The sequence below is a fragment of the Ensifer sp. 2TAB8 genome (genome assembly GCF_052115125.1).
Classification (GTDB): Bacteria; Pseudomonadota; Alphaproteobacteria; order Rhizobiales; family Rhizobiaceae; genus Ensifer.
The window spans coordinates 120,649-138,195 of the sequence record NZ_JBFRGB010000015.1 but is presented as its reverse complement, the minus strand read 5'-3'; the positions used below and the strand labels follow the sequence as shown (position 1 = coordinate 138,195).

The following is a 17,547-nucleotide window of genomic DNA, read 5'->3' as shown; positions in this document are numbered from 1 at the left end:
CACCTCTAGTACAGATAGGGTATAATGCGCTTCGTCCTGTCCATGTAGGCACGATACTCGGCGCCGAAAAACTCCAGCATCAGACGCTCCTCCTTGTCGACACGCAGAAAAAAAAGCACGGCAAAACCAACGACGCCCGCAAGGCCGACCAGCCAGTTCGACAGCAAAAACACCTGGCCTATGCCCATCAGTAAGAAGCTTGTGTACATCGGATGGCGTACGTGAGCGTACAGGCCTTTGCTGATCAGCTGGTGTTTTTCTCGAATTTCCAGCGAGATAGACCAATTCCGGCCGAGCTCCTTGTGCGTGCGGCGGAACGTCCATAGAGCCATGCCGAAAATCAGGACCCCGAGGCCCACCGTCCATGAGTGTGCGGGGTAGTCGGCAAAGCGGGGAATACCGGTTGCAACATAAAGCCCGGGCAAAATCGCAAGACCAAGCAAAACAGCAGCAAGACCAATGGCGTCAGTCACCGAGCGGCGACTGGTAGCCACGCGCACCCGCTTCGCCCGGCGTTCAAACGGGTAACGGACCACATACCAGGCAAYGATGCCTATGACCCAGAAAGCTTCACCGATGGAAGCGACAGACATGTTCACGTTGCATCACCTAAGTTTTTGCTGCTGCTTCGGCCACCAATACTTCAAGCAAGCGCGAGACTGCCACGCGCCGCCTCTACCTGACAAGGTGCTAAAGTGAAACCGAGCACGCCAAAACTCACGCCGGCCCGACGTCAGGCGCTGGTAGCCATCATGGCCAGCCGGCGCTAGGTCGCCTGATCGACTGCTGATCGCGGATCAGCCACCATTCATCTCGCGTAGTCTTGTGACGAACTGTTGGGGTCTCAGCCAGATACCAGGTGTCTTGTATCCCATGGAGCGGGCAATGTCGGCCACGAAAGCATTGCAGTTGTAGAGCGACGCGTGCCAGAAGTGGGCTTCGGATTTGAGCTTTCGGATTTTGGAGACGACGTCGCGGTATTGCGCTTCGGTCAACATGACGCGCCAACTTGCAGACCTGTATTGCTCCTCAAGATCACCGTCGCTTGCGCCCGTTTCTGCAGGGACCGGCAGAAGATGCCCCAGCACGTAGGGAGCGGTGTCGCTTGTTGCTGGAGCCAGTCCCGCGACTTCCGGATTGACCATTGCTCCGGACCCGTCCAGGCGGCCAAAGACCACATAGGTATGACCGTAACTGAGCGCATAACGGGAGCGAAATTCGATGAAATAGCCCTGATCGCGCTGTTGCGCTGGACTGCCTGCAATGGTTGAGACATAGCGTGGCTGCGGGCTTTTGTCTTGCGATTGACACGCGGTAACCGCCAGGGCGGCTATGACGGCGAACGGAATGCGACCTAGTGAGAGCGTCATTACTGCGCCATATCTCCTGAATTCAGATGAGCGCTTGAAGCGGCCATCTTGAGCGGCTTGCCACCGCAGCCGCGATCAGACAGGGCGGGGAGGACCGTGAGGCCCTCCCCGAACCAAGGTCAGCCACTATTTGTAAACGGGCGCAGGTTCCGCTGCCACTGGTGGCGGCGCTTTACCCTTACCTTTGCCGATTGTTCCGCAAGCCGAGAGGCTAGCAACGGAAAGCAACGCAACTGTTACGATTAGAATTCTGCTCATCAATATTTCCTTCCCTCTGTGATCGGAATGGGTATTCGAAGGCAACATTCATAGTATTAGTAGCAATTCTAGATTCGGCCTAGTGCGGAAAGGGCACACTCGTCAGTCCATTTATCATTACCGAACTTTGAAGAGTTCGTCAGAAGTATGTCAGCCCTATTCCAATACCGCCCTAACATAGAGGGCGTCATCAAATGATCAATACCTGCGTTCCAACCGGAGTTCGCGCGTAAAGATCAACGATATCGTCGTTTGTAAGTCGGATGCAGCCGTTGGAAACGGCCTGGCCTATTGTCCAGGGTGCGTTGGTGCCGTGCAGACGGAACTTGGTGTCCTGCCCATTGCGATAAAGATATAGAGCTGACGCCCCCAACGGGTTGTGAGGGCCGCCGGAAACTCCCCCGGCGTATTGCGCCAGTTCCGGTTTGCGCTGGATCATGCTTGCCGTCGGCGTCCATGCTGGCCACTCGGCCTTTCGCCCGACAACGGCGCGGCCCTTGAGCGTCAGGCCCTCCTCGCCGACACCTATGCCATAGCGCATCGCCCATCCGCCCTTTTCGATGGCGTAGAGGTAGCGTTGGTTGGTGTCGACAAGAATTGTGCCGGCTGGCTCATTGCCGTCGAAGCGGACGTGTTGTTTTCGAAAGCGAGGATCGACGCCGGGGGTGCCGGCATACAGGGAGGGAAAGGAAATGCGCTGCCAATTTGAGCTGCACCCGGCCAATAGGCTAAGGCTGCCAATGAGCAGGAACCTCCGTGTAATGCGGTGATTGTCCATTCTTACCTGCTGAGAAAAATGGTACGCCCCGAATCGTTTTTTAGCATTACAACATTTATCCTCCAAGCTGCAATAACTTCGTCTGGGGACAGGATAAGAAAATGGCTTCTTGCGGACATTCCCGCGAATTAGACGGAAAGCGCTGTATATTCCAAAAGGGGGCCTAGATGCATTGCGTGAATCGGGTCTAAAGTTGTCGCCATTCTTATGCGTTGCTGTGCTGGTCCGGTTGGAGGATCCGGTCCTAGGGTGCATTTCACAGAATGACTTGCGAAGACGTGGGCGCGTTCGCGGAACGGCAAAGTTAGGAATGAACACATATGGATCTAGGCTTCGCAGGCAAGGTCGCGCTTGTGACCGGCGCGGGTTCCGGAATTGGTGCGGCAGTGTGTCACCAGCTCGCTGCCGAGGGCGCCGAAGTCGTCGCTGCGGATGTTGATGCGAGTGCCGTGCGCCTGGTCGCCGACGAAATTCGTTCGAGCGGAGGCAAGGCCCATGATATCGCGGCCAATGTCGCCGATCCGGCCGCGGTGGAACAGCTGGTAACGTTTGCCGTGAAGGCCTGTGGAGGCCTGCATCTTGCTGTCAACAATGCGGGCGTCGACGGTGTCCGCCGGCCGATTGCCGACTATCCGCTTGAGAGCTGGCACGCACTCATGGATGTGAACCTGCACGGCGTTTTTTACTGCATGAAGTATGAGATTGCGGCGATGGCAGCGCAGGGCGCAGGCGCGATCGTAAACACCGCTTCCATTCTGGGCTCCGTCGCACTCCCGACCGCTGCCGCTTACACCGCCGCCAAGCACGCAGTGGTCGGACTGACCAAGGCGGCTGCGATCGAGTACGCTCGAATGGGGATCCGCATTAATGCCGTAGCCCCTGGCTGGATCGACACGCCGCTCACTTCAGAAAATGTCGATGTGATAAACAGCAGGCGCATAATGTCTCTGCAGCCAATGGGACGGCGCGGCACGCCGGATGAGGTGGCTGCCTTGATCTGTTTTCTGTTGTCTGAGCAAGCGAGTTTCATCACAGGAAGCGTTCACCTTGTGGATGGCGCCTACACGGCGCACTGAGAAATCGCCTCTTGCGACAGCCTCGAACTTCTTGACACCAGTCGCTACGATCAAGATTGACGTTGCGTCCTACTGTGCCGGTAGACACCCCGGCGTTCGGCAAAGACCGGTGTTGAGCACGATCGAAGCCGCAATCAGCTCTGCGACCATTATTGGAGCACGAATGCGAAGCCGATCCCAGCGACCGAACGGGACTGATCAGCACCCACCTCCGCGACTGCCTGTTGCCTCGCAGCGGGTGCTGCAAGAGGTCCTGATCACTGAAAAAAATGCGAGGCGTCCACTTCCAGCGCTTCGGCGATCGACAACAGTTGGTGTGGACTGACCCAACTGACACCCCGCTCGATTTCAGCCACTTGGCCGCCTGTCAGGCCGATTGCGGCGCCCAATTCCGCTCGTGACATTCTCGACCTGATCCTTCGCGCACGGATACGGATCCCGATATGGACGACGACGGGTTCTTGCATTTGGTCCTTTGCGCCAGGATACGAGGACAGCGTACCATTCTCCTTTTTCTGTCCTGGCCCCCTTCCAATATGCTTCCGGAACGGCAGACCCGAGATGTCGACCGAGCTAGCGCAGACAGACAATGATTGCCAATAGCGGAGATTCGGGGTTGCCATGCCCATTGCAAGGCCAATGACCCCCTCTTCCACGACCTTGCGATACGCGCAGTTCCAACGTCGAAACGCGGAGCGTCACTAAATCGCGACCGGTTGGTTCCCAGCCACGTCGGGCAGGACGGCCGATCGCGCGGGAGGAAACGCGACCCCTGGGCCGATGTCTCGCGGTTGCCAATTGAGGAGTACTTTCGAGAACGACGACAGGGGCGTTTTCGGCGCCCAGCGGCAAGAGAATGCCAAGGAGCCCCCCAGTTACCCTGGGAACGGCCAAACGAAGCGGTCCGCCTAAGATTGAAGGCGTTCAAACTGGTGATGGATATGTCAGATGGCGAACTCAGTCTGCGAGGCTTATCCCGGGATATGCGAGAAAAGTCGCCTTCGATATCCGCGACCAACCCGCCTCCTGCGCGCGGCGAACGATAACCTTCTCCATGGCAGCCGCCCATCCTTGGACGCTCCAGCGCCCAATACGGACGTTCATGATGGCTATGGTAGCGCTGCTATCCGGCTCGGATCTGCGATCTCAATCCTGGGATTGGCAGTTCTAACGACGTATGCCGAGATAAGAGCCGTAGCGGAAGTCTTTTTCGGTATTTTCGGTTCGCATCTGATGGATATACCGATGATGCTGAGATGACTGCAGGCTCTGCATAAGCGGTCCATGCAATCATCCGACTTGCGTCTTCACACCTGGCTTTCAATCCATTGCAGAAATTTGCGGATCGCCTTCTCGTTCGCGCGCCGTTCCAGGTGCACGAGATACCACCCGCCCGGTTGCATGACCTGCGAGGCAAGCGGGACTGCAAGCGTACCGCTGGCAATATCTGCCTCGACCAGGAACTGGGGCACGACGACCAAGCCTTGGCCGTTGGCGGCTGCTTCGATTGCGAGCAGATTGCTGTCGAAGAGCGGCGAGGATTTTTGAGAGAGGCCGCTTGCTCCAACGCTGGCCGCCCAGGCTTCGGCATCCTCGGAGGTCCCGCTGACCGACAGAAACGAGAAGTGCCTGAGGTCTTCGGGCGTGTTGATGACCTTGGCGATGGTCGGCGAGCAGACGCCGACAAGGCGCTCGCGGCGAAGGAGCGTGTATGCAAGGTTCGGCCGGTTCGGCGTCTTCGTGTAGATGAAGCCGATGTCGGCGCGGTCGGAATTGAACTCCCAATCGAGAAGGCTTGCGTCGAGATTGACGGCAACCTCGGGCGAACTCTCCTTGAACGTCTGCATGCGCGGTATCAGCCAGCGAACGGCAACGGTGACATAGACCTGCACCGTCAACGACGCCGGCGTGTTCGTATGCCGGATGAGGTCGGTCGCAAGCGCGATCTTGTCGAGGGCCTCCTGCACAACGGGAAAATAGACGGCGCCCTCCTGGCTGAGTTCTACTCGCCCAGGAAGCCTGAGAAACAGCAGCGTGCCGAGATTGCGCTCAAGCGACGCCACCTGATGGCTGATCGCCGATTGCGTGACCCGCAACTCTTCTGCTGCCGCCTTGAAGCTCATCAATCGCGCCGCGGCCTCGAACGCCCTGAGCGTCGTCAAGGGCGGCAACGTGCGTCGGACCATGTTCTAGAACCCACATGAATTTTACTCATGTAGACGTTAATTCTAATCGTTTGCAAGCAGCCGGCCCCATTTTCATACTCCCTGAATAATCCAAAAACGGGGAACCGAAATGAAACGGGATCTTTTGAAATCCACGGCGCTTGCCGTGGCGGTGGCCGGCTGCGCGCTTTTTGCAACCGCCGCCTCTGCTCAGCAGGGTTGTGTGCGGGTACTCGGCTACGAATCCGATGGAGAGAAGCAGACGATGGATCCGGCCGCCCTCATCGGCACCGACAGCGTTTATCACATCCGTTCGGTCTATGAGCCGCTTGTCGACCGCAGCAATACGATGCAGGCCGTGCCGGTGCTGGCAGAAACCTGGGAATCCAATGCCGATGCCACCGAATGGACGTTTCACCTGCGCAAAGGCGTAAAGTTCCACGACGGCTCCGACTTCGACGCCAATGACGTGGTCTATTCCTACCGTCGCCTGCTTGACCCGGCGATCTCGCCCGGCGGCTTTTCGACCCTCGCCTTTCTCGATGCAGACGGCATCACGGCGGTCGACGACCATACCGTGCGCTTCAAGGTCAAGGAGCCGGTCGTCGAACTGCCCATGCTGATCGCGACCAAATATGCCTTGATGGTTCCAAACGGAGCCAAGTCCGAGGAGCTTCGCACCAAGGGCAACGGCACCGGGCCTTTCCTGCAGGAGACTTTCACCATCAATGGCGCGGTGCGCGTAATGCGGCGCAACCCGCACTACTGGCGCTCCGGCCTGCCGAAGGCCGAGTGCCTCGAGATCACCACCAGCCTCGAATCCACCTCGCGGCTTTCCGCACTTCTGTCCGGCACCGTTGATCTCTCGCTGACCGTGGATCCGCCGAGCCTGATCACGCTCAAGGACAATCCCGCAGTCGAACTCGTTGCGACGCCGGGCGCAACGTCGCTCTATCTCGCCGTCTGGACCGACACGCCGCCCTTCGACAACGCCAAGGTGCGTGAGGCCCTGCGGCTGGTGATGGACAGGCAGAAGATCCTTGATACGGTACTGCTCGGCTATGGCGAGGTCGGTGGCGATACACCGATCCCGCTTTCCTCGCCGTTCGGCCTCGGCGTGACAGCAAAAGCCGCCGACGTCGAGAAGGCCAAGGCGCTGCTTGCCGAAGCCGGCCATCCCGATGGCATCGACTTCGATCTCTACACGTCGGATTCCTATCCGGGCATGATGCTGCTGGCGCAGGTCTATGCGCAGATGGCCGCAGAAGCTGGCATCCGCGTCAACGTCATTACCTCTCCGGCCGAGGGATACTGGGATACCGTCTGGCTGAAGAAGCCGGCGGTCATCTCCTACACCAGCGCCCGTCCGCCGGCCGAAGCCCTGACGCTCTCGCTGAACAGCAAGTCCGAATGGAACGAGACGCACTGGAAGCGGGACGATTTCGATGCGCTGGTCGTCAAGGCCGGGCAGACGGCGGACGAAGCGGAGCGCAACAAGCTCTATCGCGATGCCCAACGGATCGTCGCCGATGAAGGCGGCATGATCCTGCCGGTCTTTACCTCGGTGGTCGCCGGCTTGCGCAAGGGCTGCTCGGGCTACCGGCCGAATGTCGATGTGAACCGTATCGACTATGCCGAACTGAGCTGCGGCAACTAGAGCCGCCCTCTCGACCCTCACGATAACCCATCCACGGGACGACCCGCCCCGTGGAAGAGGATAACTGCATGACAATTTCCGCCCTGACGATCTTTATGAATTCCTTTGCCGATGCGCTGGATCGCGACCCAAGAGCCGTGTCGCGATCTCATGCCGCCCGGCTGCGCCGGATTGTGGAGAACCTGCCGCCGGTCATCGCCGTGCCCGAAGGACGCGTGCCTATCCAGGCGGCTTGCGAAGACGAGCTCGAATCCGCCAGTGGGGTATCCGCGCTCGCCAAGGCTCTTGGTGCCCTGCTGCCGGCCATCCATATCACCCGCAGCAAGAGCTATCTGGCCAATCCGCCAAGCAGTGATTTCGCCGAGAACTACGGATACGGCGTGATTTGCGGACCCGACAATGGCGTGCCGGCCTTGATCCAGGATCCGGATCTCGCGTTCGGGCTGATGTTCCTGGGGCCGCAAACCCACTATCCGCTCCACCACCATCCCGCAGATGAGCTCTACTACACGGTCACCGGGCCATCGTTCTGGCGGGCCGGAGATGCCGACTGGGACATGCGGGGCATCGGCGAAACCATTCATCACGCACCATGGGTGCCGCACGCTACACTCTCGGCCGACAGGCCCCTGGTGCTTCTCTACATCTGGGAGGGCGATCTTGAGACGGATGCGGCCTTCGTTCCCGACCCGCTGACCGCCAAGGCGGCCCTGGTTTCAGCCGGAGCGATCCCGAAATGAGTGTCGTCCGCCTCCTTTTCAGCCGGATCCTGTTTTCGGCCCTCACCCTGCTCCTGGTCTCGATCCTGATCTTCCTGATCCTCGAAGCTCTTCCCGGCGATGTCGCTACCCGCATTCTCGGACGCGACGCAACCGTCAGGGCGCTGGAGGTGTTGCGCAGCCAGCTCCACCTCGACCAGCCCGCACTCGTGCGCTATTTCCATTGGCTCGGCGATTTCCTGCGCGGCGATCTCGGTGTGTCGATAGCGACGGGGCGCCCGATCGCCGACGTTCTGGCGCCCCGCATCCTCAACACGCTGCTTCTGTCGCTATTGGCCTTTGCGATCTACCTGGTGCTGGCACTTGTTCCGGCCGTCGTCCAGGCGGTCAACCGCGGCAGGACCACCGACAACGTCATCTCCGTGATCACACTGCTCCTGCTCTCGCTGCCCGATTTCCTGCTTGCAACGATCCTGCTCTTCCTGTTCGCGGTCGCCGTACCGATCCTGCCGGCGCTGGCGACGATCTCGGAGACCAGCACCTGGCAGGAGACGCTTCGCGCCATGGTTCTGCCCGCCGTGACGCTCGCAATCATGATGGCCGTCTATGCCATCCGTGTGCTGCGCGACAGCCTGATCGAAGTGCTGCGCTCGGACTATGTGCGTCTCGCCGAGCTCAAGGGGCTTCGCCCCCGCGCCGTGCTTTTTCGCCACGCCCTTCCGAACGCCATTGTCCCCGCGCTCAACGTGACCGCGCTGAACCTCGGCTTCCTGATCGGCGGCGTCGTCATCGTCGAGCGGGTGTTTTCCTATCCGGGTTTCGGCACGCTTCTGATCGATGCGCTTCAATTGCGCGACATTCCCCTCATCAAGGCGACGGTGATGATCAGCGCGGCCGTCTATGTCGCCGCCAACCTGGTAGCGGACGTGCTCGCCGTCCTGCTTCAACCCCGCCTGAGGACAAGCCGATGACCATGACGACGTCCAATCTGCCCGCACGATCCGCCTGGTTCGACAAGGCGCTCTGGCGTGCGACACCCGGCCCCTTCAGGGTCGGTGCGATCATTCTCCTCGCCCATGTACTGTTCGCGGTCGCAGGCGCCTTGTGGACGCCCTACGGCTTCTCGGAAATGGGCGCGGGCCTCCCGCTTTCCGGCGCATCCCTTCAGCACCCGATGGGGCTCGACCAGATCGGCCGCGATGTTTTCAGCCGTTTCATGTACGGCGCGCATATCGTGCTGTTGCTCTCCTTCGCCGGCACGATGCTCGGCATGGTGGCCGGAACCACGCTCGGTCTTCTGTCCGGATATATCGGCAGTTGGTTCGACGAGATCACCCAGCGCGTCGTCGAGGCGATGATCAGCATTCCCTTCCTGGCGCTCGCGCTCGTCATGATCATTGCGGCCGGCCCGGCGCTCGCCGGAGAGCCGGTGCTCATCGTCTTCGTCGTCGCCCTTGTCTATGCGCCGCGCACTGCCCGCATCGCCCGCGCAGCGGCAATGGAGATCGCCACGCGCGAATATGTGGCGATAGCGGAACTGCGCGGCGAAGGCACCTGGTCGATCGTCTTCAGGGAAATCCTTCCCAATGCCGCCAACGTGTTGCTCGTCGAGTTCTCGCTTCGCCTCAGCTATGCGCCGATCCTCATTGGAGCGCTGGGCTTCCTTGGCTTCGGCATCCGACCGCCGACGCCCGAATGGGGGCTGATGATCAGCGAAAACCGCAACCTCCTGATCGCCTCTCCCGTGACGGTGTTCGGGCCTGGTCTCGGCCTCGCTTCGCTCGTCATCGGCTTCAACCTCTTTACCGACGGCCTGTCGCGCATGCTCGGCCAACGGCCCGTCGCGGGAGCGTGAAACATGAAAAAGCTTATCGAAGTTCGCAATCTCAATATTGCCTATGGCGGAGCGTCCGGCCTGAGCAACGTGGTGCAGGACGTCTCATTCGAGATCGACCGCGGAGAAGCCTTCGGGTTGGTCGGAGAATCCGGCTGTGGCAAATCGACAGTTGCCTATCGTCTGCTCGGCTACGGCACGATCAACAGCTTCGTTCAGACCGGCGAAGTTCTTTTTGACGGTGTCGACCTCCTGAAGCTCGCGCCCACAGCACTGACGTGCCTGCGCGGCAACCGCATTGCCTTGGTGCCACAGAACCCGACGACATCCCTCAGCCCCGGCATGCGGGTCGGTGCGCAAATCCGCGAAATGATCGCAACGCACAACGCGCTAGCGGACGGCATCACGATGGAACGCCGCATCATCGAACTCTTTGCGCTCGTCGGCCTGCCGGATGTCAGCCACCGCTATCCGCACGAGCTCTCCGGCGGTCAGCAGCAACGGGTGACGATCGCCATGGCGGTCGCGTGCGATCCCGATCTTCTGGTTCTCGACGAGCCGACGACCGGCCTCGACGTAACCACCCAGCGCCAGATCATCCAACTTCTTTCCGATCTTCGAGCCCGCATCGGCATGGCAATGCTCTATGTTACCCATGACCTTGCGCTGCTCGCCCAGATCGCCGACCGCGTCGGCGTGATGTATGCCGGCCAGCTGGTCGAAGTGGCGACAAGCGACAAGCTTCTTTCGGCCCCCGCCCATCCCTATTCCCGCGGGCTGATTGCATCGATCCCGACGATGGACGGCACCGATCGACATGCGCGCGGACTGCGCGGCGTGCTCCGCCGCGATCAGATGTCGACCGGCTGCAAGTTCGAGCCGCGCTGCGATTTCGCTACGCCCGCCTGCCGCGCGACGCCTCAATTCCTCCAACCGATCGCCGACGCGCGATCCGTCGCCTGTATGCGCTGGCGGGACGCACCCGCCCAACATCAACCAGCCGCCTTGGCCGAGCCGAAAGGCCGGGCATCTGCGAGGTCGGAGCGGCTTCTTGCGGTCGCAGGACTCCAGCTTTCCTATCGAAAACCGAGCATCGTCGACAAAATGCTGGGCCGCAAAGCCCAGCCGGTGGTGCGCGACATAGACCTGGAACTTGGGACCGGCGAAGTGGTCGCGCTCGTCGGGGAATCGGGCAGCGGCAAATCGACGATCGCACGAGCGATTAGCGGTCGGCTGCCGCCGCGCTCCGGGGCGATCAAACTGAACGATGGCCCCCTTTCGCCGGCTTTGAATGGTCGCTCGGCCGAGCAGTTGCGTCAGATACAGTACATCTTCCAGAACCCCGACGCCTCGCTCAATCCCCGCTCCAGCATCCGCTCGATCCTCGAGCGACCCATGAAGCATTTCGGCATTTCAGCACAAGGCAAGGCGCTTGAAACTGTACTGGAAAGCGTCGGCCTTCACGCCGGCTATCTCAATCGCATTCCCGAACAGCTTTCCGGCGGCGAGCGCCAGCGCATCGCCATCGCCCGCGCGCTCCTCGTCAACCCGAAGCTTTTGATCTGCGACGAAATCCTGTCGGCGCTCGACCTGTCGGTCCAGGCCCGGATTGTCGAGCTTCTGCGGTCGCTGAAGGAAAAGCACGCCGTTGCCATGCTTTTCATTTCGCATGATCTGGCCGTCGTCCAGCAATTGGCAGATCGGGTGGCCGTCCTTTATCACGGCGAACTCATGCAGATGAGCGAGGCGGCGTCGCTCCTAACGGCACCGCTGCATCCATATACGGAAATGCTGCTGGAAGCCGCACCAAGCCTTCGCAAGGATGGGCATGTCTCCCGCCCGCCCGCTTCGCCCGAGTTAAAGGCAGCTCCGGGGATCGGCTGTCCCTTTGCCGGGCGCTGCCCGCGCCAGCCCGGCAGCCTGTGCGCCGAAACACGTCCACCCGTTCGGGAAACGGGAGGCGGCTTTGTCCGTTGCCACCTGCCCGTCGACGCTCTTGGAAGGCACGTCCGCTCACCGGAACATATGCAACCTTTCGCGCGCGTCCAAAGCCACTGACGTGTCCCGGTGCATCTGCCCGGCCGCGCCAGCAGCCGGACAGATGCACGCAATGTCGTCCCTTGAACGCCACCTTGGGTAAGGTCAGACGGCCGCCTTCTTGCGGCGAGCGCCCACAGTTGATCGCTTTCTCGTAGAAACTCGCCTCGGCCCGCCATGTCGCTTGCCGCCAGGTCTTCCGGCAGTGCTTAGCCGTCGGCATGAAAGTCGCGGCGGGCACACTCGCCTTTCTGACTGCCGGCTTATGGCTCGGCTTGTGATGTGTCATGCTGCATGGCCTCGAACGAGGCTTCGCGCCATGCGCGCCTCCTCGATTGAACGCCCCCAGGCAACTTCCCTCTTCACAACCCTGGATATGGATCCTCAGCTCGTCGGCGCAGAAGTCATATCCGGGCAAGTTTCGGGTCCATCGCTCAGCTGCAGCAGCGATCATTGGGATCTGACCCTTGCGTGCCTAGAACTCTTCCCAGTCCTCTCGTCTCAACGTTGCATTGCTGCCGGACGCGCCAATCAGCCGGCGTCGGAGCTCACGCGCGGGCGAGTGCGGCGGAGACACAACTGTCGGGTATGCTGTGTTGGGTGCCTTTGGCGCCACCTCGGTCACTTTGAAAAGTGCGATGAGTTCGTTCAGCGAAGACACTTCCCGCGAAAGGCTGTGGATCGCAGCCGTGGTTTCCTCGACCATCGCCGCATTCTTCTGCGTGTCCTGATCCATTTGGTTGACGGCAGTATTGATCTGCTGCAGGCCCAAGGCTTGTTCCTGTGCCGCCTCGACTATGCCGCTGACGTGATGGTTCACTGCCTGCACCTCAGACGCGATCGCCTCCAGGGCGCGACCAGTATCGCCGACAAGCTGTACACCTTCTTGGACCTGGGCCTTCGAGACCGCTATCAGTCTTGCGATCTCCTTTGCTGCCTTTCCTGTGCGCTGCGCCAGTTCGCGAACCTCTTGCGCGACGACCGCAAACCCCTTTCCGGCTTCCCCGGCGCGGGCCGCCTCTACGCCGGCATTGAGAGCGAGAAGGTTCGTCTGGAACGCAATGTCGTCGATGACACCGATGATATTGGTAATCTCATTGGACGATTTCTCGATCTGCTCCATCGCCTCCACGGCACGGCGCACCACGACACCGGACTGTTCCGCATGACTGCGGGCGCCAGCAACCAACTGGCCCGCTTCATGAGCGCGTTTGGCGGAATCCTTCATAACTGTCGTGATTTCCTCGATTGCCGCCGCTGTTTCCTCGACGGTGGCAGCTTGCTGTTCGCTGCGTTTGGCCAGGTCATCGGTCGCCGTTCTGATCTCGTTTGCGCCGGCGTCGATGGCACTGGCATTGTCCGCAACGCGTGCCAGTGCCGATTGCAGCTTCTGCGCCGAACTGTTGAAATCGCTGCGAACGGTATCGAGCGCCCGTGAGAATGGAGCACCTATGCGATGGGTTACGTCGCCGTTCGAAAGTCGCGAGAGGCCCTCGGCGAGGTTGCCGACGGCAAACTCCACCTCGGCCGCCTCCTGCGCCTTCTGGGCTTCGCGCTGAACGCGCTCAGTCTCGCCGATGTTGCGATTGGCCTCCGCTTCCTCTTCCAGCCGCGCCCGTTCCACAGCGTTCTCGCGAAATACCTGCACCGCCCTTGCCATCGAACCTATTTCGTCCGTGCGGCCTGTAAACGGAACCTTGCTGTCGATATCGCCGTTGGCCAGCGCGCGCATGGCCCCGGTGATGCGCTGGATTGGATTGGCCACGCGCACAACGACGACGTAGATGCCCGCAAAGCTGAGCAATACCGCTGCAGCAGCGGCGGCAAGTGAAAGAGAGAAGGCCACTTCCGCCGCCTTGTCGGCGGTTACGACCTCTGCCTCGGTCTGCGTCATGATGAAGGCGACAAGTTCCGAGATTGTCTGGTTTGCCTGGTCGGCGAACGGCCTCATGTCTGAGGTGAAGACGACGCGGGCCGCATCCATATCGTGGTTCCTGATCCGGTCGACATAGCGAGCTGCCTGGTCAAGATAGCGGGTCGTTAGCGATCGGATGTCCGTGATGAGCGCTCGTCCGATCGGTGAGAAGACACCGGCTTCGTACTTGGTGATCGAAGCTTCGAGTTTCGCCTTGGCCGCGGCAAACGACTGCATTTCAGTCTGGAATTCGCTCTCGTTTGCAATCATGGAAAAGCGCGCCAGCGAAAGACGAACGTCCGCGAAATCACCCTTCACCTCTCGCGAGGCGAGCAACCGCTCGATCCAGAAGTTGCCGACCTTTTCCGCAGACATGGTGATCGATCGCATGTTTCTCAACGAAATAGACGAAGACGCAGCAACGACAACGATGATGGCGGCGATCAACGCAATCAAGGAGGTTTTGATGGTGAGCATTTTCATGACGAACACAGCCGAAACTAGATACAAAGCCGACTTCGATCCGCGCTCGAGAGTTCGATGAATTGTCACCGACTGTCGCAGCACTGATGTAGGAAGTGCAGCCGCGGCAGGTCATGCGGCCAGAACGTCAACATGATGTTGAGCGACGCTTCCGCCGCGGACATAGCTCGCCGCAACACTGAAAGACGCGCTGACACCCCTACGCAAATCCGGCGTTGCATCTTTGCGCGAGATCAATCGAACCTGAGAACGTACTCACAGAATCGGATTGGCGAACGGGCGCAACCCAACGTCCGGCTCAGATCAACAATCTCAAGCAACCTCTTGTGTTTGAGGAGAATCTGACCAGGGGCCGGCGTTTGCCGAGGACCAGCATAGCCCTCAACGGTCTTGTCGTTCTGCGGCGCGCCAAGGTTGCAGCAATGGCCATCGCTCGACGCAAATTCAACGGCCCTGCGGGCTTGTCAGAAAGAGGAGCCTGCCTCCGAGTTCGGAGATGACAATTTCGCGCGCGTCCCAAACGAGGACCGAAACCGGCCGCGTGAGCCCATCGACAATTATTTCCCGGCCACCCGTCTTTCGGTCGAACCTCAGTAGCCGGCCGCTGTGTTCGCGGAATCCTTCCTTCTGGTCGTAGAGGCCATGCTCGAGGACGAGCATCCGACCATCGCCCTCGAACGCAACTGCAACCGGTGCATTTAGGTTTTCGACATCAGATCGTGGCTCCGCACGGCCGAGATTCTGTGGAATGGAGACGACCTTTCCAGCACCCGTCAGGAAAGGAAAGCCGCCGAACAGCGTGACATAGAGGCGCCCTTCGCGAAGCGCGATACCCGTCGGTACAGCGTCGACCTCTTGGCTGTCTTCCCCCTTGAACTCGGTCGGCGAGAGCGTCTCCATCGCGGTGGCCTGTTGCCGCAAGCGGCGGAAGCTCATGAGCGTCTGCTTACGGCCATCTCCCCCGATACGCTCGACGCTGTTGCGAGCAGAATCGACGACGTAATACGCACCGTCGGCCACAACGAAGTCGAACGGGTTCCAGAAGTCGGCGCTGACGACGCGGCGTTTTCCGGTGCGATCGATCGCGACTAGGGCATGGTCATAGGGTCCCTCATCCGCATTGGCCGGCGTCCACCCTTGAGCGACAATGAGATCATCGCCGGCGCGAAGCACGCGATAGGGGCCCGTCGGGTCGCCGATCACATCGAGCCCATGGGGAAAGGCTGGCCCCAACGCGACGAGTTCGCCGCCGGCCAGGCGTTTGTAAAGCAAACCACCGGCAAGGTCGGTCACCAGAAGAGCATTGCCGTCACGCGAAAGGCCGCCGAAAACGGCGCCTTTCACGCGCACCGCTTCGAGCCGATAGCCCGGCGCGACCGACGGCTGGGCCGTCGCGCCAATTGCCAGCAGCAGCAAAACCGTGGCGATCATCATTTGCCGGAGCGTGCACATCGGAAGCCGCCATTGGCAGAGAAGCGGAAATCCGGATCATAGGCCAAACGATAGGTTGTGGTAAGATGGATCGGATCACTGTTCCAGGATCCGCCACGCAATACGCGGTAGGATTTGGCACCCGTCGCTACGCCTTCGGCGCTATAGGGGGCATAGAGATCGGAAGTCCATTCCCAAACATTGCCGAGCAGATTGAGCACTCCCTCGGCGCTCGCGCCACCGGCAAACGACATCGCCGGCGCGGTCATCGCATAGCCGTCGGCGGCATCGCCGGAACAACAGGTTGCAGCACCTGCATTGACGTGCCGCGCGTCCGGTGGCGCCATACCCCAGGGGAACGCCTGTCCTTCGCTTCCACGTGCCGCCCGCTCATATTGCTGTTCCGAGGGAAGAGCGAGGCCGTAGTGGAGGCAGAAGGCATCGGCATCATCCCAGCTGACGCCGACAACAGGATGATCGTCCAAACCGAGAAGCGGATGACCGGCATAAAAGGCTGAGCGATGACCGGTCGCGTCGACGAAATCCCGGTACTGCCGGTTGGTGACTTCGGTGCGGTTGATGGCAAATGCCCTCCCCTGCAACAACCGTTGCGGACGTTCGTTGTCCGGGCCATCGTCACGACCGAAAACGAAGGGTCCGGCAGGAATTTCGACGAGCGGATTTCCGGTGATCGGACCGTGACCGGCAGCGGTTGCCTCGATCGCAAACGTAAACGCGACTACGGTGACCACCACGCAAAAATTAAAAGTCGACACGACGCTGAGACTCGCCATCGAAGAGAAACACCCGGTCAGCCGGGACCTTGATACCGATCGGCTGGTCGATCTGGCCGGCAAAGTTCTTATCGGCGCGCAAGGTCAGCAATTGAGCGCCGATCCTCAGGCTGACGAGCGTGTTCTCGCCGGTAAGTTCGACAGAATAGATCGGCGCGACCAGATTGACATCGGGATCGTCCGCGCCGGTCGCGTGAACGTCCTCGGGCCGCACTCCGAGCACCGCGCGACCAACGGTCCCGCGGCCGAGCCCGCTGACCCTGAGGCCGGCGCTCGCAAACACGCCGTCGCGCATCTCCCCCGGAATGAGGTTCATCGGCGGAGAGCCGATGAAGCCGGCAACGAAAAGCGTGCGGGGATCGCTGTAGATCTCTTTTGGCGTCCCGAGCTGCTCGATCACGCCGTAATTCATGACCGCCACCCGGTGGGCCAAAGTCATCGCCTCAATCTGGTCGTGCGTCACGTAAATCGTGGTGACCTGCAGCTCGTGCTGGAGATGCTTCAACTCCGAGCGCATCTGGGTGCGCAGCTTGGCATCGAGATTGGAGAGCGGCTCGTCCATCAGAAAGACGCGCGGGGTGCGCACGATCGCCCGGGCGAGCGCGACGCGCTGGCGCTGGCCGCCGGAAAGCTCTTTTGGCAAGCGGGAAAGCATGGTCTCGAGCCCGACTCGACGAGCGACTTCGGTAATGCGCTTCTTGCGCTCCTCCAGCGGCACATTGCGGATCCTGAGCGGGTAGCCGATGTTCTCCTCGACAGTCAGGTGCGGGTAGAGCGCATAGGACTGGAAGACCATCGCTACGTCGCGATACTTGGGCAAGACGCCGTTGATCCGCTCTGCGTCAATGTAGATATCGCCCGATGTCGCCTCCTCGAGACCGGCGACCATGCGCATCGTCGTGGTCTTGCCGCAGCCGGACGGACCAAGCAGCACGAGAAACTCCTTGTCCCGGATCTCCAGGTTGAAGCCGGCCACGGCGATGAAATCGCCGAACTTCTTGGAGACATTGCTAAACGTGACGGACGCCAT

16 protein-coding genes are annotated in these 17,547 nt (G+C 60.5%); 6 read left to right on the top strand and 10 right to left on the bottom strand.

Annotated features, from left to right (window positions below):
* Positions 1 to 5: 5 nt before the first annotated feature.
* The 4 genes from AB4Z53_RS23185 to AB4Z53_RS23170 all read right to left on the bottom strand — a co-directional run bounded on the left by AB4Z53_RS23185 (position 6) and on the right by AB4Z53_RS23170 (position 2,406).
* Positions 6 to 593, bottom strand: coding sequence for a protein-S-isoprenylcysteine O-methyltransferase (locus AB4Z53_RS23185; RefSeq protein ID WP_441597901.1), 588 nt, complete (start codon positions 591 to 593; stop codon positions 6 to 8).
* 204 nt (positions 594 to 797) lie between these two features.
* A complete protein-coding gene (locus AB4Z53_RS23180) occupies positions 798 to 1,370 on the bottom strand; it encodes a hypothetical protein (RefSeq protein WP_113540251.1) in 573 nt (190 codons plus the stop codon).
* A 126-nt stretch (positions 1,371 to 1,496) separates the two neighbouring features.
* Positions 1,497 to 1,628: an ABC transporter gene (locus AB4Z53_RS23175; RefSeq protein ID WP_113540252.1), complete on the bottom strand. Its 132-nt coding sequence runs from the start codon at positions 1,626 to 1,628 to the stop codon at positions 1,497 to 1,499.
* A gap of 190 nt (positions 1,629 to 1,818) precedes the next feature.
* On the bottom strand, positions 1,819 to 2,406 hold the full coding sequence (locus tag AB4Z53_RS23170) for a L,D-transpeptidase (RefSeq protein ID WP_113540253.1): 588 nt from the start codon (positions 2,404 to 2,406) through the stop codon (positions 1,819 to 1,821).
* A gap of 320 nt (positions 2,407 to 2,726) precedes the next feature.
* Between AB4Z53_RS23170 and AB4Z53_RS23165 the strand changes: the two genes are divergently transcribed.
* A complete protein-coding gene (locus tag AB4Z53_RS23165) occupies positions 2,727 to 3,482 on the top strand; it encodes an SDR family NAD(P)-dependent oxidoreductase (protein WP_441597847.1) in 756 nt (251 codons plus the stop codon).
* Between the two features lie 257 nt (positions 3,483 to 3,739).
* On the opposite strand, the gene AB4Z53_RS23160 is transcribed toward AB4Z53_RS23165, so the two are convergent.
* Both AB4Z53_RS23160 and AB4Z53_RS23155 read right to left on the bottom strand, forming a co-directional pair.
* The gene (locus tag AB4Z53_RS23160; protein ID WP_441597846.1) at positions 3,740 to 3,949 is read right to left on the bottom strand and encodes a helix-turn-helix domain-containing protein; all 210 of its coding nucleotides are present in this window, start codon (positions 3,947 to 3,949) and stop codon (positions 3,740 to 3,742) included.
* A gap of 840 nt (positions 3,950 to 4,789) precedes the next feature.
* Positions 4,790 to 5,668, bottom strand: coding sequence for a LysR substrate-binding domain-containing protein (locus tag AB4Z53_RS23155; protein WP_441597845.1), 879 nt, complete (start codon positions 5,666 to 5,668; stop codon positions 4,790 to 4,792).
* A gap of 109 nt (positions 5,669 to 5,777) precedes the next feature.
* On the opposite strand from AB4Z53_RS23155, the gene AB4Z53_RS23150 reads away from it, so the two are divergent.
* From AB4Z53_RS23150 to AB4Z53_RS23130, 5 genes are all read left to right on the top strand, one after another.
* Positions 5,778 to 7,304 carry an ABC transporter substrate-binding protein gene (locus tag AB4Z53_RS23150; RefSeq protein ID WP_441597844.1) on the top strand — a complete coding sequence of 509 codons (1,527 nt, stop codon included), beginning with the start codon at positions 5,778 to 5,780 and terminating at the stop codon, positions 7,302 to 7,304.
* A gap of 68 nt (positions 7,305 to 7,372) precedes the next feature.
* Complete coding sequence (locus AB4Z53_RS23145) at positions 7,373 to 8,044, top strand: dimethylsulfonioproprionate lyase family protein (protein ID WP_441597843.1); 672 nt, start codon at positions 7,373 to 7,375, stop codon at positions 8,042 to 8,044.
* Positions 8,041 to 8,994 (top strand): ABC transporter permease, encoded by a 954-nt coding sequence (locus AB4Z53_RS23140; RefSeq protein WP_113540259.1) that lies wholly within the window; start codon positions 8,041 to 8,043, stop codon positions 8,992 to 8,994. Before AB4Z53_RS23145 ends, AB4Z53_RS23140 begins: the two co-directional genes overlap by 4 nt.
* Positions 8,991 to 9,878, top strand: a complete 888-nt coding sequence (locus AB4Z53_RS23135) for an ABC transporter permease (protein WP_113540260.1) — start codon at positions 8,991 to 8,993, stop codon at positions 9,876 to 9,878. Before AB4Z53_RS23140 ends, AB4Z53_RS23135 begins: the two co-directional genes overlap by 4 nt.
* Before the next feature lie 3 nt (positions 9,879 to 9,881).
* Positions 9,882 to 11,915 carry an ABC transporter ATP-binding protein gene (locus AB4Z53_RS23130; protein ID WP_113540261.1) on the top strand — a complete coding sequence of 678 codons (2,034 nt, stop codon included), beginning with the start codon at positions 9,882 to 9,884 and terminating at the stop codon, positions 11,913 to 11,915.
* A 454-nt stretch (positions 11,916 to 12,369) separates the two neighbouring features.
* On the opposite strand, the gene AB4Z53_RS23125 is transcribed toward AB4Z53_RS23130, so the two are convergent.
* From AB4Z53_RS23125 to AB4Z53_RS23110, 4 genes are all read right to left on the bottom strand, one after another.
* The gene (locus AB4Z53_RS23125; protein ID WP_441597842.1) at positions 12,370 to 14,292 is read right to left on the bottom strand and encodes a HAMP domain-containing methyl-accepting chemotaxis protein; all 1,923 of its coding nucleotides are present in this window, start codon (positions 14,290 to 14,292) and stop codon (positions 12,370 to 12,372) included.
* A 444-nt stretch (positions 14,293 to 14,736) separates the two neighbouring features.
* On the bottom strand, positions 14,737 to 15,723 hold the full coding sequence (locus tag AB4Z53_RS23120) for a ScyD/ScyE family protein (protein WP_441597841.1): 987 nt from the start codon (positions 15,721 to 15,723) through the stop codon (positions 14,737 to 14,739).
* Positions 15,723 to 16,499 carry a formylglycine-generating enzyme family protein gene (locus AB4Z53_RS23115; protein ID WP_441597840.1) on the bottom strand — a complete coding sequence of 259 codons (777 nt, stop codon included), beginning with the start codon at positions 16,497 to 16,499 and terminating at the stop codon, positions 15,723 to 15,725. The genes AB4Z53_RS23120 and AB4Z53_RS23115 overlap by 1 nt, the downstream gene beginning before the upstream one ends.
* Positions 16,486 to 17,547: an ABC transporter ATP-binding protein gene (locus AB4Z53_RS23110; RefSeq protein ID WP_441597839.1), complete on the bottom strand. Its 1,062-nt coding sequence runs from the start codon at positions 17,545 to 17,547 to the stop codon at positions 16,486 to 16,488. Before AB4Z53_RS23110 ends, AB4Z53_RS23115 begins: the two co-directional genes overlap by 14 nt.

What these genes read in the sequence shown, in the direction of transcription:
- AB4Z53_RS23130 (WP_113540261.1), top strand. Translation starts at nt 9,882, where the DNA reads ATGAAAAAGCTTATCGAAGTTCGCAATCTCAATATTGCCTATGGCGGA.
- AB4Z53_RS23160 (WP_441597846.1), bottom strand. Translation starts at nt 3,949, where the DNA reads ATGCAAGAACCCGTCGTCGTCCATATCGGGATCCGTATCCGTGCGCGA.
- AB4Z53_RS23125 (WP_441597842.1), bottom strand. Translation starts at nt 14,292, where the DNA reads ATGAAAATGCTCACCATCAAAACCTCCTTGATTGCGTTGATCGCCGCC.
- AB4Z53_RS23180 (WP_113540251.1), bottom strand. Translation starts at nt 1,370, where the DNA reads ATGACGCTCTCACTAGGTCGCATTCCGTTCGCCGTCATAGCCGCCCTG.
- AB4Z53_RS23155 (WP_441597845.1), bottom strand. Translation starts at nt 5,668, where the DNA reads ATGGTCCGACGCACGTTGCCGCCCTTGACGACGCTCAGGGCGTTCGAG.
- AB4Z53_RS23110 (WP_441597839.1), bottom strand. Translation starts at nt 17,547, where the DNA reads ATGGCGTCCGTCACGTTTAGCAATGTCTCCAAGAAGTTCGGCGATTTC.
- AB4Z53_RS23175 (WP_113540252.1), bottom strand. Translation starts at nt 1,628, where the DNA reads ATGAGCAGAATTCTAATCGTAACAGTTGCGTTGCTTTCCGTTGCTAGC.
- AB4Z53_RS23120 (WP_441597841.1), bottom strand. Translation starts at nt 15,723, where the DNA reads ATGATCGCCACGGTTTTGCTGCTGCTGGCAATTGGCGCGACGGCCCAG.
- AB4Z53_RS23135 (WP_113540260.1), top strand. Translation starts at nt 8,991, where the DNA reads ATGACCATGACGACGTCCAATCTGCCCGCACGATCCGCCTGGTTCGAC.
- AB4Z53_RS23170 (WP_113540253.1), bottom strand. Translation starts at nt 2,406, where the DNA reads ATGGACAATCACCGCATTACACGGAGGTTCCTGCTCATTGGCAGCCTT.
- AB4Z53_RS23165 (WP_441597847.1), top strand. Translation starts at nt 2,727, where the DNA reads ATGGATCTAGGCTTCGCAGGCAAGGTCGCGCTTGTGACCGGCGCGGGT.
- AB4Z53_RS23140 (WP_113540259.1), top strand. Translation starts at nt 8,041, where the DNA reads ATGAGTGTCGTCCGCCTCCTTTTCAGCCGGATCCTGTTTTCGGCCCTC.
- AB4Z53_RS23145 (WP_441597843.1), top strand. Translation starts at nt 7,373, where the DNA reads ATGACAATTTCCGCCCTGACGATCTTTATGAATTCCTTTGCCGATGCG.
- AB4Z53_RS23150 (WP_441597844.1), top strand. Translation starts at nt 5,778, where the DNA reads ATGAAACGGGATCTTTTGAAATCCACGGCGCTTGCCGTGGCGGTGGCC.